Here is a 25,568-nt window from a genome sequence, read left to right as displayed (position 1 = left end):
AAATGGGTCGTTAGCTCAGTCGGTAGAGCAGTTGACTTTTAATCAATTGGTCGGGCGTTCGAATCGCCCACGACCCACCATTTCAATCCCTTCTCCGTATATCTATCATTCCCTAAACAGAACAGTAAACAAACTCTTAGCTATTTTTCTATTTTTTGATAATGCAGTGCATTGTTTTATTAAACAATGAAGATAGTTTTCTCAAAATTGAAAAAACTACCTCGCTTTAATTAACAATCACATTGAAATCAGTAATGACAAACAATCGATGATGTAATCCGAGTGTATTCATTTTCAGTCAAAAATTCATTGTCAATTAGCCAATTACTGACAAGTTCTTGCGTTTTTATCGCAGTATCAATTGGGTGATTTAGCTGTTTTGAAGCATCAAGAAAAAATGCCATCATCACAGAAAGGGCGGCAGCGGCTTCATAAGGGGTACTCATTGCAAGTGTACTTTCTAATGAACGTAATGAATAAAACTTAGGTAGCCACTCTTTTAGGTTTTTTCCTTGATACCACACATCTTGTGTTGATGTTTGTAATGCAACTTGTTCAAGTAAGGCTATCAACCATTCACGCATATCATTCATGCGATAATTAGCAAACCAAAACTCATGGCGTAGAATGGCTACAGCGACTTGTGTGGCTTCAAACCAGAATTCTTGAGCATTACTGTAAGCTTCCTCTTTTGAAAGCATAGGAGGCGTTATAACGCTAATTTCAGGAAGCCCGTCACATAAACCTGTTTTATCAAGTAGGATTTGATATCCACGCTGGTAAACTGGGCTGAGCCCTTCACTTTTCATGTTAAAAATACGTTCAGGCTCTGCCATCATGATATCCATTTTGCGACCTTGAGCTAAAACATGTAAATAAATAGGCCAAAGCTTACCTTTAGGATCTTCACACTCTAATTGTAAGTTAACAAGGTCATCACCAAATTGTGATAACCAATGTCGGTTTTTTGCGAGTTCAGTCGCACCATGACCGATAAGCTCTATATCAATATCAGAATAACTGTCTATCTTTTTATTGCGGCCTAATGATCCTGTTAGTACTACAGCTTCAATTCTAGGATCAAGGAGGGCAAAAGATAGTATGTGATCGATTAAACGTGTTGTTGGCTCCATATTTCTCTCTAGTAAGTAAGACGTATAAAGTTATTTGTCGTTTTTATTGTTTAAAAAGTGAATCAGAATAATTTGTTTAGTATATAAAACATTTATTTGTTATTTTTATTAACTAGCAACATAATATTTAGTATCAAAAACACAGTACTATTATAAATATGAATTTATAATATATCTTTACTACTTTGCAAAGATGTCGCAATAACCCATATTTTCTTTGTTTTTTTCTATGATTAAGTCGGGGTTGTAAAATGGATGTCATGAGTTGGTTTAGTATTAATAATCTTTTAGTCAATATTCCGTTAGGAGAGGGAGGATATCCACTTTCATGGATTGAAGCTGTCGGTACTATTGCTGGACTATTGTGTATTTGGCTTGCCAGTCAGGAAAAAATTATTAACTATTTATTTGGACTGATTAATGTCACCTTATTTGCCATTATATTTTTCCAAATTCAGCTGTATGCAAGCTTATTACTTCAAATTTTCTTCTTCGCAGCCAATATTTATGGATGGTATGCATGGAGCAGAGTGAATGACTTTGAGCAAGCGGAGTTAAGAATACGTTGGTTAAAATCAAGTCATCGTCTCTTTTTAATTGTTGTTTCAATAGCTGCCATTGCCGCTCTTACTTTCAATATTGATACTGTATTTGGCTATTTAGCCGTTGTTGCTGTTGATATATTAAATGTCTTTGGTGCAAATTTAGCTACGCCAGTTCTTGAACCTGATGCATACCCATTCTGGGACTCAGCAATGACAGTGCTTTCTATTGTCGCGATGATCTTAATGACACGAAAACTAGTTGAAAATTGGCTAGTTTGGTCTGTTATTAACGTGATTAGTATTGTTATATTCTACAAACAAGGTGTTTATGCAATGTCTGTTGAATATATCATCTTACTGGCTATCGCGATTAATGGTTCTCGCTTGTGGATCAAAACAGCAAAACGCTCTAGCAGAAATAATTATCTCTCCTAATAAAAAAGGCTGGTAGAGTTATCTTTCTCTCCAGCCTTACTATTCATTGTTTTTATTCTTATTATTAACGCAATTTTGAATCATTATTTTGCTTAAATGCGCTATTTCCCTTTATGTTGAAATTTTTAGAAAGGTGACTATAGGTGCTTTAGATTGAAAGGGTGTTTACAGATAGAAAACGAATGGTTAGATTGGAAAAGCAATAATAACATTGACTAGATAACATAGAGTGGATACACGGGAATGAATTATCAAAATGATGACCTTAAAATAACACAAATTAATGAACTCTTACCGCCAGTGGCTTTATTGGAAAAGTTTCCAGCGACTGATAATGCGGCTTTTACAGTTCGTCATGCCCGTGAAGCTATTCATCAAATCCTAGCTGGAAAAGATGATCGTCTATTAGTAGTAATTGGACCTTGTTCTATTCATGATCCGAAAGCTGCGCTGGAGTATGCACAACGTTTAAGTCTTATTAGAGAAGAGCTTAAAGACAAACTTGAAATTGTAATGCGTGTTTATTTTGAAAAACCGCGCACAACTGTAGGTTGGAAAGGCTTAATTAATGATCCTCATATGGATCATACTTTTGATATTAATGAAGGCTTACGCATTGCTCGTAATCTTTTATTAACGATTAATGATAGTGGCTTGCCAACGGCTGGCGAGTTCTTAGATATGATAACGCCGCAATACGTTGCTGATTTAATGAGTTGGGGCGCAATTGGCGCTCGTACTACTGAATCACAAGTTCATCGTGAGCTTTCATCTGGCTTATCTTGCCCTGTTGGTTTTAAAAATGGTACAGATGGCACCATTAAAGTGGCGATTGATGCGATTAATGCTGCGGGATCGCCACACTGTTTTCTTTCTGTAACCAAATGGGGACATTCTGCCATTGTGCGCACAGCAGGTAATGGTGATTGCCATATTATTTTACGTGGTGGCAAAGAGCCGAATTACAGTGCTGAACATGTTGCCGCTGTAAAAGAAGGGCTTAAAAAAGCCGGTTTACCACAAAACGTCATGGTAGATTTCAGTCACGCAAATAGTTGCAAGAAATTTGAGAAACAAATGGAAGTTGGTGCTGATATTTGCCAACAAATTAGCGCGGGTGAAAAAGCATTAATTGGCGTTATGATCGAAAGTCATTTAGTGGAAGGTAGCCAATCATTAGAAAGCGGTGAGCCTTTAGTTTATGGCAAAAGCATCACGGATGCATGTATTGGTTGGGATGACACCGAAACGCTATTACGCCAATTAGCAGATGCGGTTGTGGCTCGTCGTAATAAAGCGTAATAATTAAATTTAGAGTATAAAAAATGCCACTTTTACGTGGCATTTTTTTATGTAACTCAAAATAAAATTATTTTGCTTTACCTTGGTTAGCAACAGCGGCTGCTTTTGCTGCGATTTCGTCAGCATTACCTAAGTAGTAACGTTTGATTGGTTTCATGTTTTCATCAAATTCGTAAACTAAAGGTACAGCTGTTGGGATATTCAGCTCAAGAATTTCATCTTCGCTCATGTTGTCTAGGTATTTAACCAGAGCACGCAGTGAGTTACCGTGAGCTGCGATGATAACTTTCTCACCAGAAGCAACACGCGGTTTGATAACTTCTTCCCAGTATGGTGTTACACGGTCGATAGTTAATGCTAGGCTTTCAGTTAATGGCAGTTCTGCCGCAGTTAAAGATGCATAACGTGGATCTTTACCTGGGAAACGTTCATCATCTTTAGTTAATTCTGGTGGAGTGATAGCAAAACCACGACGCCATTGTTTAACTTGCTCGTCACCGTATTTTTCAGCGGTTTCAGCTTTGTTTAAGCCTTGCAGAGCGCCGTAATGACGTTCGTTTAATTTCCAGCTTTTTTCAACTGGCAGCCATTGTTGATCAACTTGATCAAGAATGTTCCACAGGGTGTGAATTGCGCGTTTCAGAACAGAAGTATATGCATAGTCAAAAGCAAAACCTTCAGCTTTCAGCAGTTTACCTGCTTCTTGCGCTTCATTACGGCCTTTTTCGGACAACTCAACGTCAGTCCAGCCTGTAAAACGGTTTTCTTTGTTCCATACACTTTCACCGTGTCGAACTAGCACAAGCTTAGTTACTGCCATAGTTTAGACTCCTATAATTACTTTCTTAATATAAGTTTAAAATTAGCACTTCAATCATTATATGGATCATCGACAAGAACGCCAAACATAAGTGACAAAACAAGGGGGATTAAGTCAAAAATGTCGTTTGTTCGATGAATTATTGCACAGTTGTCACACCTTTTGCTTAATCGTTCAAGCTATTAATCTAGCGGGATCGGCGTAAAAAAACAAAATATCCGTTTTGTATAAAAAATAGACGAAGATTGCGTCCATAAAACCGACACATTTTTTATTTATTATTGTTCAAATAATATGCAAAAAATGTCGATTTAAATAAAAAATTCAGACCTAATTTTAGCGTTAATTTCTAAAATCATTGCCCTGATTATGACAGTAAAAATCCATCTTTAACAAATTTCTTGCTGATAGCGATAAATTTCACCGTCTTTAATAAAAGTCAATCGATGAGTAATACATAATGGTGCGTCTTCCTGATGGTGACTCACAAATAAAAGCTGTGTATTACTATGGCTTATCATGATATCAATAAAACGCTGTACTAAGAGTCGATTCGTTGTGTCTAATCCTTGCAGTGGTTCATCTAGAATAAGCAAAGTAGGGTGCTTAACTAACGCTCTAACAATTAACACTAAACGTTGTTGTCCCCAAGATAAGGAATGAAATGGATTATTGGCATGGGCTGTTAAACCAATCAATGCTAACCATTCATCAGCGAGTTTAAGCTGTTTATCTGTCATAGCCTGATAAATACCAATGGAGTCATGAAAACCTGAAATAATGACATTTTTTACACTTGAAGAGACACGATAGCTCTGGTGTAAGGCATTACTGACATAACCGATATGGCGTTTAATTTCCCATACTGTTTCACCACTTCCTCTTTTACGGCCAAATAACGTTAAGTCATTACTGTAACCTTGAGGGTGATCGCCTGTAATCAAACTTAGTAATGTCGATTTTCCTGCGCCATTAGGACCTAAGATTTGCCAATGTTGTTGCGGTTTTACTTCCCAAGTTAAATGATAAAGTACAGGTTTGTTGTTATAACTCACTACACCATTTTTTAAAATGATTGGGGAAAGTGTGGGAGATAATTGTGGGATTGCATCTGGCGAGTCTTGTTCAGGTAATGCGAAGCTTTTAAGTGTTTCACTGTGAGATAATTGTGCGATCACTGAATCAGATAAAATCGACTCCTTTTCACCTTTAGCCACTAATTCGCAATGAATAAGTAAACCTGCATGTTGAATAAAATCAGGAATATCATTAAAACGATTTAAAATAAGTACAATCGTCAGATTTTGTTGATGTAATAGTATGAGTAATTCATTTAGTGCACGACGAGAATCAATATCTAGACCATCAAAAGGCTCATCTAAGATTAATAGATCAGGTTCATTCATTAACAGTTGAATAAGCAGTATTTTGCGAGATTCACCAGTAGAAAGATATTTAAAACGTCTTGATAATAAGTATTCAACACCAAATTGTTTTGCTAATAAAAGACACTTATCATTATCTTTTACCTGCATTTGGATAACTTGAGCAACCGTTAAACCTGTGTCGTCTTCACCTTCACTAAGTAAATCTGTGTTATTGCGACGCCACTCTTCTTCGATTATTTTTTGTAATTTTTCAAAAGAGAGGCTTATCGGACGAGTAAAGGTATTAATGAACTCACCTGATAGCAAGACACTTTCTTGACATAATGCGTTTGCTAATGCGCTTTTCCCACTTCCATTACTGCCTACAAATGCCCAACTATCACCTTCATTAATTGTTAAATCATTAATTTGCAAACAGAGTGTATCGCTTAATCGAAATTGTGTTTTTTTGAGTTGCAAGTATTTCATTATTTTTATCCGTCGCTTTTTAGAGCAAGTAGAGTACTTACCAATATCGGGTTAACTAATAATTGTCAATATTTGCTGAATTATTCTTAGGCAAAAAAAGCTTAAGTGTCTTTTAAAAAATGATAACTATTTAGTCAGAAATTTTATGCAATCATATAAAAAATAACTCAAGGATGATTTTTATATGCATAAGTTTAAAAATAAAAAGATTAAACTATTATTATTTCTATTGCTAATATTAGTAAGTAAAATGAGTTTTCCCAATATTAATAATAATGGTGTTGATAAAAATAATTGTTTTTTGATTAATGAAATAAAAATAGAAAATGCTGAGTTATTAAGTGGCAAAAAGCAGAATAAACTAACATCAAAATATCTACATCGATGTTTAACAGTAAATGATATACAGAGTATTGTTAGTGTTATAACAAATGAATATATTAAAAAAGGTTATATCACTTCACAAGCATTTATTTCTCATCAAGATCTCACTAATAGTAAACTTACAATTAAAGTGATAGAGGGAAAAATAAAAGATATTTTTATTGATAATATTTCTTCTCGATTAGTCAATATTATCTTTCCATCGTACAAAGAAAAAAGACTTAATTTACGTGATTTAGAGCATGGGCTTGAACAGCTTAATCGATTAACAACGGCACAATATACATTGGATATTAAACCTAGCGATAGTGTGGGAGATTCTTCTATTTTTATTGTTCAAAACAACAAAAAATTGCCTTTTAAAAATCAATTAACCTTTGATAATTCAGGTACTAAAACAACAGGTAAAACTCTATTAGCCAATACCACAACAATAGATTCGTTATTTGGATTAGGCGAACAATGGAGTTTCTCACTGAGTACAAATACAGATTTATCTCGTTCGCACTATTCTCGCTCTTATTCTGCAAGTGTAAATATTCCTTATGGGTACTGGTTTTATCAGTATCAATTATCTCATAGTCAATCCTCTTATCCTTTCCTCAGTCATAATGTTCAACACGCTTATAAAAACAAAAATAGAGATCAGCAATTTGATATTAGTCGTTTAGTCTATCGTGATAATAAGCAGCGAATAATATTAAAGAGTTCGCTGAAAAATAAAAAAGTAAGGACACAATTAGCACAACAGAAACTACAAATAAATAGCCCCACATTAACCTCTTTATCATTTAGTCCTCAATATAGTTTAACTCTCAAACGAGGATATTTAACGATTAATCCAATGGTAGAAATGGGGCTTTCTTTTTTTGGTGCATCACCTGATTATATTGCTGAAAACTCACCTCGTAGTCATTACCGAAAACTAAGCATAAATTTAAGCTATCAACATTTATTTCTTAACAAATTTTCTTATATTACGTCATTTTATGGGCAATATACGCCAGATAATCTTTATAGTATAGAACGAGTAACAATTGATGGAATAAAAGCAGTCCGTGGATATAAAGAAACAAACCTGAATGCAAATAATGGTTTTTATTGGCGTAATGAAATAAACACACCACAGATAAATTATTTTTTAGGTGATGTTAATTTTATTTTTGCACTTGATTATGGTGTTGCTTATTCAGATAAATATGAAACAAAGAAGAATAAAATAATAGGAAGCGCAATAGGTGTTTCTTTTTATCATTCCATTTTCTTTTCTCAGATATTAATGAATAAACCGTTAATTTACCCAAAATCACTAAAACCAGAACACTGGTCATTATTTTGGTCTATTTCTTTGGCTATTTAAAATTTGGAGTTTTTATGGACGAAAAGGATATCTCTCAAAAACAGTGTTTAATTAGTTATAGCATTATTTATTTAACCGCTATTTACCCATTACATCCCGCTTGGAGTTCTATAATTACTCCATCCGATAAAATAATAAAAATAAGTCAGCAAAATACAGTTCCTATTATTAATATTGCAACACCTAATGATATTGGTGTTTCTCATAATCAATTTCATTCTTTTAATGTTGGTAAACAAGGTGTTGTACTTAATAATGCAACAATTCCTGTTAATACACAATTAGCTAAACAAGTAAATCCCAATGCTAATTTAAAAAGTAATGCAGCGCATTTAATTATTAATGAAGTAGTAGGAAATGGATATTCACAGTTATTAGGTAAATTAGAAGTTGCAGGTGAACAGGCGAAAGTGGTTATTGCAAATCCGAATGGTATTACGTGTGATGGTTGTTCGTTTATTAATACCCCTGCAATTACGCTTACGACAGGAAAACCTCAATTTAGCCCTCAAGGTGCCTATTCAGCAATAGAAGTAAAAAAAGGCAGTGTTGTTATTGGTAAACATGGTATGAATACCGAGCTGCAAAATTATGCTGATATTATTAGTCGTAGTATTGAATTAAATGGAAAAATAAACGCTAAAAATCTTTCTTTAATGCAAGGAAATAACCGTATTGATTTTGAAAAAGGAACGGTAAATAGCCTTAATGGAGAAAGTATAAAACCAACAATATCTATTGATACAAAAGCACTGGGGGGAATGTATGCCAATCAAATACGCCTAGTCAGCACAGAAAAGGGCGTTGGTGTTAATTTAAGTGATATTCAGACAACTCAAAACAGTATGAATTTAACTGTTGATGGAAAAATTACCTTTAATGGCAATATTCAATCTGAACAAGATATTAATGTTAGCAGTAAAGAACTACAAATTAACAGTAATGCAAAGTTAAAAGCAAAAAGGGATATAACTTTAGCAACTCATGCGCTAACTAATCATAGTGAAATTATCTCAGAAAAAGATATGCGTTTATTTGCAGATAAACTCACTAATAAAGGCGAAAAAGCACTTATTCAAGCAAAAGATAATTTATGGATACAAAAAAATGCACAGGGTGATCCCAGTAGTTTAATTGAAAATCAATCCGCCACGATAAAAACAGAAAAGGGTGATTTGATTATTAGAACAAAGAAGTTGGTTAATGAATCTATTACACCTTTATTTAAAGAGATAAAACAAGAGCCTGATTCTAAAAAATTTTACAGTGTTAGAAATCAATTTATTCCACCTTATCCTAGTAGCGGTTTTTTTCAGGGTAATTATGAAGCATATATTATTGCTTACATACCCGAGTTAATAGATGAAAGAAACAAGAAATGGTTTGGTATGGCAAATTTAAATGATGATTATGGTATAAATAGTGAGAGGAAAAAAATAGATTTAATTTCAAGTTATATTGCTTCTAAAATTATCTCTGGTAATAATTTATATATTCAATCCAATAGTATCTCAAATCATCAATCATATATTTTTGCAAATAATAATTCAATTTTAACTGGGAGAGATGCTTATTTTTTAGATTATTCAATAGGGCAATTAGATAAATGGGTGATATATAAAAATAGAGGCGTTTTTCCGGAAATAAATCCACTTTTTGAAATCCCCAATAATCAGGTTGAAAAATCGAAATATAGAAAAGAATATGAATATATACCATATGTTTCCACTGATATTTGTAGTTATGATTTTAAATTTGAAAATAATAATGAACATATCATGGCGAAAGGAAATTTAACTTTAGATTTTAAAAACTCTATAAATATAGAAACTAAAGTACCATTTAAATATTCTAAAATAAAAAGGCTAATAAACAAATTACACTCGGGATATAATATTTTAGCTAGTAATATACTGATTAATTCTGATTCTATTAATATATCATCAAATATAAAATCAAATAATGATCTATCTATTATCTCTAATGATGACATTACAATAAATGATGTACAACTCTCATCTAAAAATTCGTTAAGTTTAATTTCAAATAAAAATATAGAACTTAACCAAGTAGATTTAACTGCAAAAGATAGTGTTGTTCTTGCAAAAAATGGAAATATTAATTATACATTAAACCCCATTTCTGCATTTAATCAAAATAATGTTTTAACTCCTCCTGTTATTAATGTTCCTAATTCTATCTTATTTCAGTCAGGAGGGGATATTACTTTTAATAATATTGAAGTTAATAATTCTAATTCTTTCAATTTAATTTCATCTGGTAATATAAAAATTCAGAGAAATGAATCAGCACTTTTTAAGATATTACCGTATTTCCATTTATATACTCAAGAAACTGCATTATCAAAAACGGAAAGCTGGAAAGCACGAGGTGATATTACATTCACAGCTGGTAAAGATATTATTAGTCAAGGAATAAAATATCATAGTGATAAAGCCATAACCTTTAATGCCGGACAGGATATTTTTCTTTCCTCTAAATCAATAAAAGAAGCCGATCCTTTCTTTAGTGATATTCATTATCCTCAATTACAATCTAAGTTATTTTCAGATAATAACCTTATTTTAAATGCCGCTCGTGATATTGATTTAAGTTCAACAGTATTAAATTCAAAAGATAAAGTCATTGTATTAGCAGGTAGGAATATAAAGCTGGGTGCAAACGCTTATTCTGCTATTAAAGATCCCCATGAAGATGCTCAAGATATTCAGTATGCCACAGCAACGATAACCGGCAATAAATGTATTTCTATTACGTCATCAGGCACTTTAATCACAGAAGGCGGTTCACTTAAATCAGAGGGTGACATTACGATATCCAATGGTGGCAATATTCAATTGGGAGCAGTAAGAACACATTTTCGTAAAGAATCGGGTTCTGAGTTAGAAGATCTTCGTAAACAAATTAGTACTGAAATTAATAGTAGTAATAATTTAACATTATTATCTGAAGGCAGTATTTTATTTCAGGCATCAAAATTAACTGCCAATAAAGAGATTGATATCGCGGCTAAAGGTGGGTTCCTTTACGTGAAAGCGATGGAAGAAATCAGTTATTACAAAGAAGAAAAGAAAAAATGTAATAGGTGGACTTTGTGTATTACTAAAAAGAAATATACGAAAACATTTTATAACACCAATAATAAAGTCACCGAGTTTATTGCAAATAGCAATATTAATTTATTTGCTAAAGATGATATCACTTTAGAAGCTACTAAAATTGATACAGCAAAAAATGCCAAGCTAACAAGTAAAACAGGAAAAGTTAATTTTAAAGCAGTAAAAAACACTGCCTTTAAACAAGTTATTACCAATTCAAAAGATATTTATATTACTCAGCGTGATCAGGGATATACCAAAGGAACATGGGTATTACCTGAACTTTATATTGGCGGAAAGCTTACTATTGATGCCCCAAAAGGCATAACTGCAGATATTAAAGCCCAAAAAGAGCAATCATTAGAACAAGCATTAACTGTTTTAAGTAATACACCAGAATATGCTTGGCTTAAAGATCTCCAACGTCAAGAAAATATTAATTGGAATTTAGTTAAAGACACTTATTCCAATTGGGATGATAAAACTCAGCAATTAAATCCTGTTGTCGGTGCCGTTATTGCCATCGCAGTAGGGGTTGCAACTTACGGTACTGCAACGGCGGCAACCATTGGTGGAATGGCAAGTGAAGCCACCATTGCGGCAGGTGCATCAGCCAGTGTGGCTTCAACGGCATCGGTTGCGGCACAAGCGGGTTTTGCCTCTTTAGTATCTCAAGCTGCAGTCTCTTTAGCTGAGAACAAAGGCAGTATTTATAAAACTATTGAATCCCTCGGCCGTAGTGATACCGCTAAATCTATTGTTACAAGCATGGTGGTGGCAGGGGCATTGCAAGGTCTTGACCTATTTATGGGGTGGGATCAGGCAATCCAAGGAGGAACCTTACCTTCAACAGGTAAGTTACTGCTTACTGATAACGCAACATGGAATCAAGTTGCACAGCGTGTCGCCTCGCATTCAGTTGTTAGCTCAACACTGGGTACTGCCATTCAAGGCGGTAGTTTTATTGATAATTTTAAAACCGCGCTATTAAGCAATATTGGTAGTCAATTCCATGCAGAAGGTGCCAACCTAATTGGTGATAACGGTGCGGTATTAGGGCATGCAGGAAAGGTGTTAAGTCATGCAACATTATCTGGTTTATCTGCCCAAATTAGTGGAGGAAATGTTAAAGGTGCAATTGTTGGCAGTTTAGCTGCTGAAATTGCGGCTATTTCGTTGGGTGATAATACTATTAAGGCTGAGGAGTGGCAGAAAAAATCAGAATCACAAGCTCAATTTGTTAGATTATTTGGTGGCATTGCAGGTGGAATTTTTACTGGTGAGCCAGGTGGTGTATATAGTGGCGCTAGAGGGGCTGAAAATAGTTTCCGTTACAATTATCTCTCTCATCATCAGCAAAAATTAATGGAGAAAGAATTATCTGCTGAAACTAATTATTTTAAAAAGACAGCAATTTATCTTAAATGGCTATCAGCAGATATAGGACAAGATACAGGGTTTAATGCAGGCCTTGTAGCAGGTATACCAACAGGATTGTATGAAACGATTGAAGGGCTCGCTTCTCTTGCTACAAATCCATTAGAAACATACCAAGCTATCAAAGCGGTTATTCAAAGTGATAATGCTTTGGATACATTAACTCAAGCGGTTAAACAATCTTATATCGATCGTATTGAAAAGCTAGAAGCAGAATATCAAAGAGCAGGTGTATCTGGTTCATTTAATGCGGGTGTTGAAAGTGGAAAACTCATTTTTGATCTCGTAGGCTTATTTTCTGGTGGTGTTGGAGTTGCGAAAGGAAGTTCTCAGCTTATAGCTAAGACATCAGCTAAAATAATAGGAAAAACAACAAGAGTTTCATTTCCTGATGGAATAAGTTTCCAAATTGAATTACCAAAACATTTAGCTACAGTAGATAAATTTACTCAGAAAATGGGAATTTCAGGTGGTCATAATGCTAATGTATTTTATAATGTTGTAAAGGATAAAGATTTGAAAATTATAAAAGAGCTCCCAACAAATGTGCGAGGGATAACGTATATTGAATATAAAATACCTGCGAAGCATCCCCAAACCGGAGAAATAACTCATTATAAAGGTAATGGCGCTCAACCTTTTAAAAAAACAATTTATGATCCCAAAGTTTTTTCAGACCAAAAAATACTTGAATTAGGTCAAAAAGCAGCTGCAAATGGATATAAGAATGCGTTAGATAAAAATTTGCAATCTTATGATGCAATATCAGAAGGCATTACTTTTAGAGTATATTTAGATAAAGAAACAAAGATAATTACTAACTTCCATCCTAAGTAGGAGCATTATTAATGAAATTTCTATTTGAATTACCCTATGAAAAAAGTGAGCCTAGTTGGACTATAAAAAGTTATTTTGATCTTATATATAATGAAGGTTGTTTTTTAGAAGCTGTTTCTAATATTGTTCAAAAAGAGTCTTTTGTCCTTGATGGAATATATTGTTTTTTCCCAGATATGAATAGCGCTGATGCATCTGATCATTTTTTAGGTGTTGAATTTGGAGTAGGATATCCTCTAACAGATAAAGATATTGTTATTGTAAGCGAAGATACTTGTTATCAATATATTAGATTATCTTGTGAAAAGTATTTGTTAATTCATCCTGAAGATAAGATAAAAATTAAAATATTGCTATCAAAAAATAGATTAAATCACTTTAGTTTATAAATAAAATTGTAAAATACAAAAATCATTTATGTATGGATCATTGGATAGGTGAGGGAATACCCGACAGTGCAATTATTACATTGAAAACCAATTGTAGTGACGAGGTTTTAGGTGCCTCAATAAAAGAAGCTTTTACGCGTTGTATTAGTCGTAAAATTTAAATGGATACTAAGTAAAATCACCTTATGTTAATTATGGGTAAGGTGATTTTTTATTATATGAATTTATCCATGAATAATAATCAATTAATAAATAATTTACATTCTATCTATTCAGAGCTTCCTATCAATATTCATAAAATAAAGGGATATTCTGATGATGAGATAAAAAAATTGAACGTTTATATCGTATTAATGTAACAGAGCAATTATATGATTTTCTAAGTTGTATGGGGCGTTGCAGTGGTGGTTTCTTTGGTGATTCCTCGTTGTTATTTTACCGTAATAGTTTCTCTGTTAGAGATCATGTGCAGTTTCAAATAGGTAGTTGTTCTGAGCTTTGTGGCATACAAAAACACGATTTATTAGATCAAAAACCTTTCTTTTTTTCGATAGAGTCAGAAACGCAACATCTATTTTTATTAACTTATTCAGATAATCCAAATAAAGTTTATCAGTATGATGAAAATGAAGAAGTGATAAAAATACTCATTGGAATTTTAATGATTATCTAATGTATTTAATAGATAAGTCAACAAGAAATAATATAAATAATATTTTAAAATATTATTTTATTGGTGAGATGATTGAAATTTAATGATGTAAAATTATATAGTTTAAATGGGTTTTAAATAAAATTACCTTATTCTAATGATGTGTAAGGTGATTTTTTATCATATGAGTTTATTTATGAAAAATGTTCAATTAATAAATAGTTTACATTCTATCTATCCAGAACTTCTTATCAATATCCATAAAATAAAGGGGTATTCTGATGATGAGATAAAGTAGCAATAAGTGCAAAAAGCCTAGATACTCAAACGATGAGTAAACTTAATCGACCAAAACAAATTTATAATACAATTAAAGGTAATATAGATGATGTTGCAAAATTTGAAGGTTATAGATTGTCAGGAGTCAATTTACATTCAGAAATGATAGCAAAACGAGAAATTTGGCTTGCTGTACTACAATCGACAACAAAGGCTCAATGGATTGAAATTAACCGTGCGGTAGCTTATGGTAAAAGTATGAATATTGAAGTAAAGATAACGCAGGTAAAATGATGACGTTTATTAACGATAATGAGTATTGTGCTTTGATAGTAATGACAGATAAATTTTTTTGCTTAAATACTGAATCTGGTTATGGGCTAATGACAATCGATCCGAATTTTTCATCAATTATACTTTCTTTAACGTGTTCAAATAAGGAGCTTGGTGAAAGTTTAATTAAAGTTTTAGAAAATAGTCGAACTCAGCTCAAAGATGAGGAATATGACAAACTCTTTAAAAAGGAAAATATAAAAAAAACTGGAATTCATGGTTAGAATTATTACGGTATAAATATGATTATCGCTCAAAACGCCAACTTTTAGCTAATATGCTAAACTGTTCTATTTATCTTTCTAATAACAAAATATTAATTTCACCTTCTTACCATTCAAGTCTTGAAGGGTGGGAAGGAATTGGGGCATCTCATAAGGTTATTTTATCGTTAGATAGCTCATTTGATGAGATAGGTTCGGGTATTCGTCTTGCATTTAGTCGGTGTACTACTAAGAAATTTTAACTTAACGAAAGTGAGAATCCTGTATAATTGAAATGTAATATATATGTAAATTTTAGGTAATGGATACTAAAATAAATAATTAAATAATTAAATAATTAAATAATTAAATAATTAAATAATTAAATAATTTGATTTTGAATTAAAAAGATTGGAATGTTTCTTTTTGAAGCTCTTAATGAACTATATGAAAATTATCCAGTAGGCTATGAAGGTAAAACGAAAATAGCTGACTATTTTCGTTTTATTGTTCCAACTATTTATGCAACGATAAAAGATATTCCTGAAGAGTTAAGAAAATATATTGTAGTTTCTGATAGTATTGATTTTACCAAAGATAGATTGCTCGATAACAATAAAATTAGCGATTATTTTACTCGTATGTATTCAGAGTAAATAAACTAGCTACTCATTTTTAATAGAAATATTAATCAAGCCAAAACCATTGCTTAATATTATTTTAAAAATAATAATTAGGTGGTAGTTCTTATTTAAAAACACTTAAATGGATAAATATTCTGGAGAAAGAAAGAGAAGCGCTGAGATTTTACCAAGTGATGTTAAATCAAAAACTCTAGAATTAGGTGTTCCTGCAAGAACAACCAAACAACAATGAGATGCTATTAATAATTTTATTAAAAATGCATCTTCAAAAAATATTAAGGTTAATATTACAATAGTTGAGGAGTAAATAGTGTCTATATCAAAAAAAATAACTTAAGAGCAAGTATCTATTTTAATAATGATTATTATATTATAATAACTCTTTCAAAAAGCGGTATTTATTTGATGGATTTTAAAAAAGGTTATAAGGTTTTATCCAAAGATCCATTTGATGCAGATTTGGGTTTCTTTACAAGAAATGCATTAATCCAAAGCGAAATATTAGATGCTAATTCATCTGAATATCATGAAATGCGTAATAACGATGGATTATATTCTGAATGGATAAAAAAAATAATTAAAGAATGTGATTATAAAAATAAAACGACACTATTCAAAAACATGAACTTATGTAATGTGAATGTGACTGATGGTATTATATCTATTATTCCTTATGATCACTTACGATTGGATCATTGGATTGGTAAAAGTATACCTAACAATGCAATTATTACATTAAAAAGCAATTGCAGTGACGAGGTTTTAGGTGCCTCAATAAAAGAAGCTTTTACACGTTGTATTAGTCGTAAAGTTTAAATACTTTATTTCTACTGAGACTACTAAATAATTATTCTAATAAATAGAACTAATTAGTATTAACAATATATAGTGATTTTCTACCATATTAACTATAAAAAACAATCAATCAGTAAAGGAATATATATGTATAGCTTACGTTTTTTTATTATTTTATTTTTATTTCTACCTTATTTGTTATTTTCTTTTGTCTATGCAACGAATAAGCCTTCATTGATAAATAGTAAAATTAATCCATTATCTATAATTAGGATCCATGATCGTGTGAATTACATGGTGTCATTAACGGATAATAATGGAGAAACGGTTCGGCATTGGCATTCTGTTGATTGTAAGCAGAACAAAGCTCAGCTTTTATATAAGGATGTATTGAATGAAGAAGGGCTAACCAAAGCTCGCTATTACGGTAATAATTATCTTCGTTATGCACCAGCTCAAGACAATAAGCTGATGACAACAGAAGATATCCGCATGGTTTGTCAATTTCCAATAAAAGAATCGCGATGGGAAAGATTATCTGACACGTCTATCGGCGGTATGACTAACCTTGTTGATACTAATAGTATTCAGCATATTGGTGACATCTTATCAGTGCGCACAGGATATGATTTTGCAGAAACCATCTGGGAACCACCTTATGATGCACCTCTTGAGCTAAAGATTGAGCACTATTTATATAATTGTAAAACTCATCAGGGCGACGCTGTAGTTGCAATGAACCTAGATCGTGAGGGGTACATTACTGATTCGCTGATCACTGATGATATTATTCGTCGTAAAAATAGTTTCAAAATAGATCTTCAAATGAGACAACTTTTCAATCAATTATGTCAGTTACCAGAAGGAAAAACGTTCACTGCTGAGGGACACTTTGTACCTGCTATTAATAAGCCTGTATCAACATTGATGGGGCCAACAATGCCCAATTTAAGTAATAATAATCCGCAATGGCTTAATAAATATCCACTTTCTACAGGAATTAATAATCAAACTCAATCATTGATAAAACCATGGGCACTTCCTCGCTTTAAACAGATCCGTTATACCATAGTAAGCGAATACGGTAAGGTCAATGTACAGTTGGATGCCCAATCGGATGGTTATATACGTAATCTAGAAGATTATGGTATCTGGACAGTACAACGTTTAATGTTGGCTAATCAGTTACAATTAAAGTTTGTTATGTCTATCAGTCACGATATTTCACTACTCCGTAAGTTGCAGACAGATCTGCAATTTCCATTAGTCGTTGGCCAACAATATCAAGCACAGTGGGAAAGTATTGATTCTAAAAAAGAAGTAATAACTTCATCGATACGTTGTAATGTGTTAAGCGAAGGAGATGCAGGTAGTATAGCATCTGAGTTTAGTGGAAAATATCTGTTAGTTCAGTGTGATGAAACTCATGAAGGACAACAGAAAATCAGTAGCAAACAAGCTTGGTTGCAAGATTTTAACGTTTTTGTTCCAGTTACCATGCAAGTAGGTGATAGACTAGAAAGTTCAGTAAAACTGGAAAATATTAATGTAATACGTTAATCAGAAGTTTATTAGAATAAATTTGATTTATGTAAATATTATTTCCAATTAAAAACCATCACTTAATATTATTTCTAAAATAATAACTAAGTAATGGTTTTATTTTTTTATTGAAAAGCAACCATGCTAATAATTAACACAGTGTGGCGACAATCACCTGATCGGCATTAAATAAAGCCGTTACGCTGTCATTAATATGCAATTTTTGCTCTTTAACATGCTGATTAGAACAGGTGGCACACACTTCTTGCCCACCTTCTAATGTCACCACTAATTCGCTGTTTTCACTACCCGTCTCAATTTGAGTGAGTGTGCCTGAAAGGGCATTATCATATTGTTGCGCTAAGGATGAGCCTTTTTCAATATTAACCCATGGCGCTTTAATTAAGATCAGTACTTCTTTGCCTTTTTTCAGGCCCAAGCGATCTGCACTTTTTTCTGTTAAGGCAGCACGAATAGTCGTTTTTCTATCTGCAAGTTGCACATTAACATGCTGTTGAACTTGAAGATTATCACGCTCAATAATCGTGCCAAAAAACTGGTTTCTGGCACTCGTTTGTAATGAAAAGCGAGAAATCGCCGCTAAAAGGCTATCAAGAGGGAGTGAATCGTCTTTTAATACATCAAAGGCTTTTTGCTGAATTTGACCTAGCAGATCGTAAAGTTGTAGTAAGCGCTCACAATAATGAGTAAGAGTTGCACCACCACCGCCTTTGCCACCTGTTGCTCTATCAACGAGAAGTTCGTCTGCGAGTTGATTCATTTCATTAATGGCATCCCAAGCACTTTTATAGCTAATGCCTGCCATTTTTGCCCCTTGACTAATTGAACCCGTCGCTTTGATCTGTTTTAACAGCGCAACACGGCGAGGATCGGCAAAGAGCTTATCTTGAAGTTTTAGTGTTAATAATATTTCTGCTTGCATAATGATAGGCTTCTTCTTTTTTGTGTGTTTATCGCATTTTTTGTACCGACACAAAGCGATAATTCTCTAGAATATATACAACTATAGCGTTATTATTCGTTATTCGTGAAGAAATGCCAACTCTGGCTTTCCGAATATACCATGATAAAGAGGTTATCATGCTTGAATTATTGAAAAGTTTAGGGTTTGCTCTCTTGATGGTACCCGTTGTAATGGTACTCATTATGGGCATCATTTATGGTTTGGGTGAAGTGTTTAACCTGATTTCACCAAGTCAGCCAAAAGCAGACAAAAAATCATAAAATCTCCCTCCCTGATTTAGAACAGCCCTCTAATTTTTTAGAGGGCTGTTTTTTTATTCGCCATACTCGTCATACTTCAAGCCACAGCGGTGTTGACTACACTCATTCGCACTAGTCACATACTTATGTATGCTCCTAGTGACTCATTCATTTTTCGCCTAGCTGTGACTTAAATTATTTAGAGTATATAACCTTTTCTCTATTTGTTTTTTTATCCTTATTTTTATGGTTATATTTATTGATATATAACTAGTTTCTAACATCTAATTCTTTCATTTTACGCTGTATCTTGGTATATACAGCGTGGTCATCCTTTAATTTAAGTGGAATTAGAACATGAAAAAATTATCAGGTAAGTTACTTGCTGGTGCGGTTATCTCTTTTGCTTTAGTGAGTCAAAGTTTTGCATCGGAAAAAGTAACGGTATTTGCGGCCGCTTCTCTTACTAATGCTCTTAATGAAATTTCGGCACAATATAAGCAAGAAAAGCAAACTGAAGTTGTTGCATCTTATGCATCTTCTTCAACACTAGCTCGTCAAATTGAACAGGGCGCACCTGCAAATCTGTTTATTTCAGCAGATCAGCAGTGGATGGACTATGTCATTGATAAAAATTTAATGGTTGCAGATTCACGTCATACATTATTAGGTAATGATTTAGTACTCATTGCCCCTAAAGATAGTCAATTAAATGACGTTGTTATTAATAAGGAAACCAAATGGAAATCCTTACTTAATGGCGGAAAATTAGCTGTTGGCGATCCGGATCATGTGCCTGTTGGTATCTATGCTAAAGAATCATTAGAATATTTAGGTGCATGGGATACAGTAAGCCCAGAAATGGCTCGTACTAATAACGTGCGTAGCGGTATGGCGCTAGTTGAACGTGATGAAGCACCATTAGGTATCGTATACGGTTCTGATGCGGTTGCGAGTGATAAAGTGAAAGTGGTTGGCGTATTCCCAGCTGATAGCCACAAACCTGTTGAGTATCCAATGGCAGTTGTAAAGGGTCAGGACAATAAAGCAGTTCGTGATTTTTATGACTATCTGAAAACACCTCAAGCCGCAGAAATCTTTAAGAAATACGGCTTTAGCCCACTGTAGGAATTATACTTTTGGAGATGTTAAGTGAATACGAATGGCAAGCCATCATACTAAGCCTTAAGGTATCGACTGTTGCAGTTATAATCAGTCTACCTTTTGGTATTTTTATGGCTTGGCTTTTAGTTAGGGTACGTTTTCCTGGTAAATCATTGCTTGATAGCATTATTCATTTACCTTTAGTTCTGCCACCTGTTGTGGTCGGTTATCTTTTACTGATCAGTATGGGGAGACGTGGATTTATTGGTGAATGGTTGTATAACTGGTTTGGTTTTAGCTTTACCTTTAGTTGGCGAGGCGCAGCACTTGCATCCGCAGTAGTTGCATTTCCACTGATGGTAAGGGCAATTAGACTAGCATTAGAAGCTGTCGATCAACGCATGGAGCAAGCTGCAAGAACCTTAGGGGCTTCGCCGTTGCGAGTCTTTTTTACCATAACGTTACCTTTGTCTATGCCAGGGATCATCGCAGGAATTGTGTTGGCATTTGCGCGCTCATTGGGAGAATTTGGCGCAACAATCACTTTCGTTTCCAATATTCCAGGGGAAACAAGAACTATTCCTCTGGCAATGTATACCTTGATTGAAACACCAGGTGCGGAAATGGATGCCGCCCGTTTATGTGTGATTGCAATTATTTTGGCGCTCGTCTCTTTAATGGCTTCAGAGTGGCTAACTCGTTGGGGTCGTAAAAGATTGGGGGGCGTATGCTAGAGATGAATTTTAAACAGGCGCTAGGATCACTGCGTCTGGAAGTAAATACTGAACTGCCAACAGAAAGTATTACGGCAGTTTTTGGTTTATCTGGTGCGGGTAAAACTTCACTGATTAATGTGATTGGCGGGTTAACCAAACCAGATTCAGGGCGGATTGTATTAAATAATCACACACTGGTTGATACTGAAAAGAAAATTTATCTGCCACCTGAAAAACGTAAAGTGGGTTATGTATTCCAAGATGCACGGCTGTTTCCTCATTACACAGTGAGAGGAAATCTGCTTTACGGTATGTCACCGACAATGAAAGTGCAGTTTGATCGCATTATTTACTTATTAGGCATCGAACATTTACTTTCGCGTTTTCCTATCACCTTATCAGGCGGTGAAAAGCAACGTGTTGCTATTGGACGAGCGTTGCTGACAGCTCCTGATATTATGCTAATGGATGAACCTTTAGCATCGCTTGATTTACCGCGTAAACGTGAGTTACTGCCGTATTTAGAAAAGCTCTCTCAAGATGTACAAATTCCTATTTTGTATGTGAGCCATAGCCTTGATGAAATTATTCGACTTGCAGATAATGTTATTGTGATGGATGCAGGAAAAATTAAGGCGACAGGTAAGCTAGAAGATGTATGGGCAAGTAGTGCATTACGTCCTTGGTTACAAAAAGAGACGTTAAGTAGCATCGCCAATGTCATGGTGGTAGAACACCATAGCCATTACGATATGACGGCAACGGCTTTTGGTAATCAAGTGCTGTGGTTGCCTCAAATAGAGGCGAAAATCGGTCGTGATGTGCGTGTGCGTATTGATGCTTCTGATGTATCACTGACTACCACTCGTCCTTCAAATAGTAGTATTCGTAATATTTTGCATATGAAAGTGGTTGAAACCATAACGAATGATGGTCAAGTTGATGTAAAACTTGTCAATGATGGCAATTATTTATGGGCGAGGATCACACCTTGGGCAAAAGATGAATTAAATATCCAAGAAGGACAATGGCTTTATGCGCAAATAAAAAGTATTTCGCTAAGTCGCCATCTTTGATTTTTTCGTTTTATCAATACATAAAAAAACCTCATCTTAGATGAGGTTTTTGTCTTTTAAAGAGAGTGATCAAGACAAAATATATTTATGGATAGTCTCAGCAATACCTGGCTGTGAATTCACTTTAGTGACCATTTTAGCGCGCGCTTTTACTTCATCTGAAGCATTACCCATTGCAACACCTAAACCAACATGTTCTAACATACTAAGATCATTAAAATTATCACCAAAGGCAATAACATCATTCATACTCATGCCATTTGCTTCAACCCAGCGTTGTAAACGATGGCCTTTGCTGTTGCCTTTTTTGGCGATATCAACTTGATCAATCCAAGACCATTCACACTCTAAGCCTACTTGTTGCTCAATTTTCTCAACTAAAGTACGCAATTCATCGTGATCAGGCGTTGTAGTGGCTATTTTCCAAATTGCATTAACATCATGCATGGCTTTATAGAAATCATCGACTTTAACGAGATTAGGGCGTTGTGCGATAGGTAATGTTTCTGACCATTTTAAAGTGCGTTGAACAGGGGAGGATAATTGGTCATAAAGCATTGCATCGTCGGCATAAACCAAGTGATGGATATCGGTTTGTTTAACGAGATCTAATACAGCTCTGGTTTCTTGTGTAGTTAGTGGATCAGACTCTAATACTTTTTTACCAATATAATCATAAAGGTAAGTTCCATTACAGCAGATTGCAGGGGTATCAAGATCGAGCGCTTGATAGAATGGATGAATAGCAACATGATGACGACCTGTTACAATTAAAACTTTAACGCCTGCTTTTCTTGCAAGATTGAGTGCTTCTAAAGATTCTGGCAGGATACGTTTTTGGTCATCAAGCAGTGTGCCATCAAGATCCAAAGCAATAACGCGATATGACATAAATAAGCCCCTTGATAGTATTAAGATGCAATGGTGTTGATGTTACACGTTAACCAATAAAAGATAAACTAGCTTAATCGTTACAATCAAACGTTAGTTATTCTATTATTCTTTATAAATCAATGGGTAATGGGTTTTAAGGAGAAGGGATGAAACAGGTAGTCTACGTAGCAAGTCCAGAGAGTCAGCAAATTCATGTTTATGCGTTAAACACCGAAGGTGAAATGGATTTATTGCAGGTTGTTGAGGTTGCAGGGCAAGTGCAACCAATGATTGCAAGTGCTGATGGAAAATACCTTTATGTGGGTATTCGTCCTCATTTTAGTGTGGTGACATTTGCGATAGCTTCTGATGGTCAGTTAGAACAAAAGGCGACAACGTCAATTCCAAGCACGCCTGTCCATTTATGCTTAGATAAAACAGGGCGCTTTTTGTTTGTTCCTTCTTATCATCAGGGTAATTTAGCTGTTTTACCTATTAATGCGAAGGGGATCCCTCAATCACCTATTCAAATTATTGAAGGCTTAAATAAGCCTCATTCATCTAACATTGATTGGAATAATAAACAACTGATTGTGCCTTGCTTAGGTGAAGATCATATTCGTTTATTTGATTTATCAGAAGATGGTCGTTTAACAGAAGCGGGTACTGAAGAGCTGACAACAGCACAAAATGCGGGCCCCCGTCATATGGCATTCCATCCTAATGGTGATGTGTTTTATTGCCTTAATGAATTAGATGCGACAATCAATATATATCGTCGTATGGGTGATTTATATCGCTTAATGCAAACGGTCGATATTGTGCCTGAAACATTTAACAGTACCCGTTGGGCGTCAGATATTCATATTACACCAGATGGCCGTTTTCTTTATGCAAGCGAACGCTCTGAAAGTTTTATTTGTGCGATGGCAATTTCAGAGGCGGGCGACTATCTGCAACCTGTGGGTTATTACCCAACACAAACACAGCCTCGTGGTTTTAATCTTGATAACACAGGCAATTATCTTATTTCTTGTGGTCAAAAATCAGATTTTGCGTCGGTTTCTCGTATTGATAAACACACTGGCGCATTAACTGAGTTAGCGTGTTACCCAGTAGGTAAAGGCGCTATGTGGGTTACCGTTGTGACGAAGTAAAGATTACTGTACCTCTAGCAAAATATTTCCTTGCTAGAGGTTTTATTTTTTATAAAAGGTTTATGAGAGATTAACAACTTTCTCAATAGCTTGAGTGAGTTTAGTGAGGTTTTCTGGCAGCATAATAAATGGTGGCATAATATAAATCAGCTTACCAAAAGGTCTTATCCAAACGCCTTCAGCAACAAAGATTTTTTGTAATTTTGCCATATTGACAGGCTCATGCATTTCAACCACACCAATTGCGCCTAAAACACGTACATCTTTCACACTTTTTGCCTGTTTTAACGGTAATAACTCGCATTTTAGTTGTTTTTCAATTTCTGCAACTTGGTTTACCCAATCGCCTTTTGCTAATAGAGATAAACTGGCATCAGCAACTGCACAAGCCAAAGGATTTCCCATGTAGGTAGGACCATGCATAAAGCATCCTGCATCGCCTTGGCTTATGGTTTCTGCAATATGGCGCGTGGTTAAGGTTGCCGATAACGTTATATATCCACCTGTCAATGCTTTACCTACACACATTATATCTGGCGATATTTCAGCATGTTCACAGGCAAACAGCTTACCTGTTCGACCAAAACCAGTGGCTATTTCATCTGCAATTAATAACACATCAAATTCAGTACATAAGGCTCTTGCGTGTTTCAAATATTCGGGATGATAAATTCGCATTCCACCAGCACCTTGAACAATGGGTTCAAGCATAACGGCAGCAATTTCTTGATGATGTTGCTCTAGCGTTGAGCGTAATGAGTGGATATCAGCGGGATCCCATTCTTCATAAAAACCTGTTTTTGGCGCATCCACAAAGAGATGATTAGGCAGATAACCTTTGTAAAGACTGTGCATGGAGTTATCTGGATCACACACTGACATGGCACCAAATGTATCGCCATGATAGCCCTGTTTTAACGCCACAATACGTTGGCGTTTTTCACCTTTAGCCTGCCAATATTGCAAAGCCATTTTAAGCGCAACTTCAACAGCAACCGAGCCAGAATCTGCGAGAAATATGCATTCAAGAGGCTCTGGTGTTATCGCTAATAATTTTCGACAAAGTGATATTGCTGGTGGATGAGTAATGCCACCAAACATCACATGAGACATATTGCTGAGCTGTGTTGTAACGGCATTATTGAGTTCTGGATGATTATATCCATGAATTGCTGCCCACCATGAAGACATTCCATCAATCAATTTTCTACCATCGGCCAAGACTAATTCAACGCCTTTTGCACTGACGATAGGGTAAGCAGGTAACGGATTACTCATCGAAGTGTATGGATGCCAAATGTGGCGTAAATCGAAAGCGATATCTTCAGGTGTCATTATATTTTTCACTTAATC

The 25,568-nt window shown here is 34.5% G+C and carries 21 protein-coding genes, 1 tRNA gene and 2 pseudogenes; 18 read left to right on the top strand and 6 right to left on the bottom strand.

Features of this window, described 5'->3' with window-relative positions; all coding sequences use genetic code 11:
- Positions 1–4: 4 nt before the first annotated feature.
- Positions 5–80, top strand: a tRNA-Lys gene (locus tag ABN212_RS10240).
- A 168-nt stretch (positions 81–248) separates the two neighbouring features.
- Here ABN212_RS10240 and ABN212_RS10235 read toward each other — a convergent pair.
- Positions 249–1,133 (bottom strand): aminoglycoside 6-adenylyltransferase, encoded by an 885-nt coding sequence (locus ABN212_RS10235; RefSeq protein WP_349443188.1) that lies wholly within the window; start codon positions 1,131–1,133, stop codon positions 249–251.
- A gap of 251 nt (positions 1,134–1,384) precedes the next feature.
- Here ABN212_RS10235 and pnuC point away from each other — a divergent pair, with 251 nt between their 5' ends.
- Positions 1,385–2,113 carry a nicotinamide riboside transporter PnuC gene (gene pnuC / locus ABN212_RS10230; RefSeq protein WP_269812636.1) on the top strand — a complete coding sequence of 243 codons (729 nt, stop codon included), beginning with the start codon at positions 1,385–1,387 and terminating at the stop codon, positions 2,111–2,113.
- 243 nt (positions 2,114–2,356) lie between these two features.
- On the top strand, positions 2,357–3,415 hold the full coding sequence (gene aroG, locus ABN212_RS10225; RefSeq protein ID WP_198620419.1) for a 3-deoxy-7-phosphoheptulonate synthase AroG: 1,059 nt from the start codon (positions 2,357–2,359) through the stop codon (positions 3,413–3,415).
- A 67-nt stretch (positions 3,416–3,482) separates the two neighbouring features.
- Here the strand turns inward: aroG and gpmA are convergent, their stop codons facing one another.
- Both gpmA and modF read right to left on the bottom strand, forming a co-directional pair.
- Positions 3,483–4,235: a 2,3-diphosphoglycerate-dependent phosphoglycerate mutase gene (gene gpmA, locus ABN212_RS10220; RefSeq protein WP_099075932.1), complete on the bottom strand. Its 753-nt coding sequence runs from the start codon at positions 4,233–4,235 to the stop codon at positions 3,483–3,485.
- A 389-nt stretch (positions 4,236–4,624) separates the two neighbouring features.
- Positions 4,625–6,091 carry a molybdate ABC transporter ATP-binding protein ModF gene (gene modF, locus ABN212_RS10215; RefSeq protein WP_349443187.1) on the bottom strand — a complete coding sequence of 489 codons (1,467 nt, stop codon included), beginning with the start codon at positions 6,089–6,091 and terminating at the stop codon, positions 4,625–4,627.
- Between the two features lie 184 nt (positions 6,092–6,275).
- Here modF and ABN212_RS10210 point away from each other — a divergent pair, with 184 nt between their 5' ends.
- The 10 genes and pseudogenes from ABN212_RS10210 (at position 6,276) to ABN212_RS10165 (ending at position 18,083) form a co-directional block, all read left to right on the top strand.
- Positions 6,276–7,835, top strand: coding sequence for a ShlB/FhaC/HecB family hemolysin secretion/activation protein (locus ABN212_RS10210; RefSeq protein ID WP_349443186.1), 1,560 nt, complete (start codon positions 6,276–6,278; stop codon positions 7,833–7,835).
- A 14-nt stretch (positions 7,836–7,849) separates the two neighbouring features.
- Positions 7,850–13,228 carry a DUF637 domain-containing protein gene (locus ABN212_RS10205; RefSeq protein WP_349443185.1) on the top strand — a complete coding sequence of 1,793 codons (5,379 nt, stop codon included), beginning with the start codon at positions 7,850–7,852 and terminating at the stop codon, positions 13,226–13,228.
- A gap of 11 nt (positions 13,229–13,239) precedes the next feature.
- On the top strand, positions 13,240–13,617 hold the full coding sequence (gene cdiI, locus ABN212_RS10200) for a ribonuclease toxin immunity protein CdiI (RefSeq protein WP_196570376.1): 378 nt from the start codon (positions 13,240–13,242) through the stop codon (positions 13,615–13,617).
- A gap of 20 nt (positions 13,618–13,637) precedes the next feature.
- A pseudogene (locus ABN212_RS10195) lies at positions 13,638–13,778 on the top strand (contact-dependent growth inhibition system immunity protein); the annotation flags it as partial.
- Between the two features lie 305 nt (positions 13,779–14,083).
- Positions 14,084–14,290 carry a hypothetical protein gene (locus tag ABN212_RS10190; RefSeq protein ID WP_349443184.1) on the top strand — a complete coding sequence of 69 codons (207 nt, stop codon included), beginning with the start codon at positions 14,084–14,086 and terminating at the stop codon, positions 14,288–14,290.
- Positions 14,291–14,569: 279 nt separating this feature from the next.
- Positions 14,570–14,842, top strand: a complete 273-nt coding sequence (locus ABN212_RS10185) for a hypothetical protein (RefSeq protein WP_349443190.1) — start codon at positions 14,570–14,572, stop codon at positions 14,840–14,842.
- Positions 14,839–15,347 (top strand): annotated as a pseudogene (locus ABN212_RS18880) (contact-dependent growth inhibition system immunity protein). The gene ABN212_RS10185 and the pseudogene ABN212_RS18880 overlap by 4 nt, the downstream one beginning before the upstream one ends.
- Positions 15,348–15,500: 153 nt before the next feature.
- Entirely contained in the window at positions 15,501–15,740 is a 240-nt protein-coding gene (locus ABN212_RS10175; protein ID WP_196570373.1) for a hypothetical protein, read from the top strand.
- A gap of 306 nt (positions 15,741–16,046) precedes the next feature.
- Positions 16,047–16,544, top strand: coding sequence for a contact-dependent growth inhibition system immunity protein (locus tag ABN212_RS10170; protein WP_198620454.1), 498 nt, complete (start codon positions 16,047–16,049; stop codon positions 16,542–16,544).
- 273 nt (positions 16,545–16,817) lie between these two features.
- On the top strand, positions 16,818–18,083 hold the full coding sequence (locus ABN212_RS10165; protein WP_349443189.1) for a hypothetical protein: 1,266 nt from the start codon (positions 16,818–16,820) through the stop codon (positions 18,081–18,083).
- A gap of 133 nt (positions 18,084–18,216) precedes the next feature.
- Here ABN212_RS10165 and modE read toward each other — a convergent pair whose 3' ends face one another.
- Positions 18,217–19,008, bottom strand: a complete 792-nt coding sequence (modE, locus tag ABN212_RS10160) for a molybdenum-dependent transcriptional regulator (RefSeq protein WP_100159468.1) — start codon at positions 19,006–19,008, stop codon at positions 18,217–18,219.
- Positions 19,009–19,166: 158 nt separating this feature from the next.
- Between modE and ABN212_RS10155 the strand changes: the two genes are divergently transcribed.
- From ABN212_RS10155 to modC, 4 genes are all read left to right on the top strand, one after another.
- Positions 19,167–19,310 (top strand): AcrZ family multidrug efflux pump-associated protein, encoded by a 144-nt coding sequence (locus ABN212_RS10155; RefSeq protein WP_071788544.1) that lies wholly within the window; start codon positions 19,167–19,169, stop codon positions 19,308–19,310.
- Between the two features lie 336 nt (positions 19,311–19,646).
- Entirely contained in the window at positions 19,647–20,417 is a 771-nt protein-coding gene (gene modA / locus ABN212_RS10150) for a molybdate ABC transporter substrate-binding protein (protein WP_198620429.1), read from the top strand.
- Positions 20,418–20,434: 17 nt separating this feature from the next.
- Positions 20,435–21,127, top strand: coding sequence for a molybdate ABC transporter permease subunit (gene modB, locus ABN212_RS10145; RefSeq protein ID WP_160230862.1), 693 nt, complete (start codon positions 20,435–20,437; stop codon positions 21,125–21,127).
- The gene (modC, locus tag ABN212_RS10140) at positions 21,121–22,185 is read left to right on the top strand and encodes a molybdenum ABC transporter ATP-binding protein ModC (protein WP_198620430.1); all 1,065 of its coding nucleotides are present in this window, start codon (positions 21,121–21,123) and stop codon (positions 22,183–22,185) included. Before modB ends, modC begins: the two co-directional genes overlap by 7 nt.
- A 69-nt stretch (positions 22,186–22,254) precedes the next feature.
- Here modC and ABN212_RS10135 read toward each other — a convergent pair whose 3' ends face one another.
- Positions 22,255–23,076, bottom strand: coding sequence for a pyridoxal phosphatase (locus ABN212_RS10135; RefSeq protein WP_349443183.1), 822 nt, complete (start codon positions 23,074–23,076; stop codon positions 22,255–22,257).
- A 149-nt stretch (positions 23,077–23,225) separates the two neighbouring features.
- Between ABN212_RS10135 and pgl the strand changes: the two genes are divergently transcribed.
- Positions 23,226–24,215 carry a 6-phosphogluconolactonase gene (pgl, locus tag ABN212_RS10130; RefSeq protein ID WP_196534317.1) on the top strand — a complete coding sequence of 330 codons (990 nt, stop codon included), beginning with the start codon at positions 23,226–23,228 and terminating at the stop codon, positions 24,213–24,215.
- Between the two features lie 60 nt (positions 24,216–24,275).
- On the opposite strand, the gene bioA is transcribed toward pgl, so the two are convergent.
- Complete coding sequence (bioA, locus tag ABN212_RS10125) at positions 24,276–25,550, bottom strand: adenosylmethionine--8-amino-7-oxononanoate transaminase (protein WP_349443182.1); 1,275 nt, start codon at positions 25,548–25,550, stop codon at positions 24,276–24,278.
- Positions 25,551–25,568 lie beyond the last annotated feature (18 nt).

This window comes from Proteus genomosp. 6 (genome assembly GCF_040139785.1).
GTDB lineage: Bacteria > Pseudomonadota > Gammaproteobacteria > Enterobacterales > Enterobacteriaceae > Proteus.
This window is presented reverse-complemented; position numbering and strand designations above follow the sequence as displayed.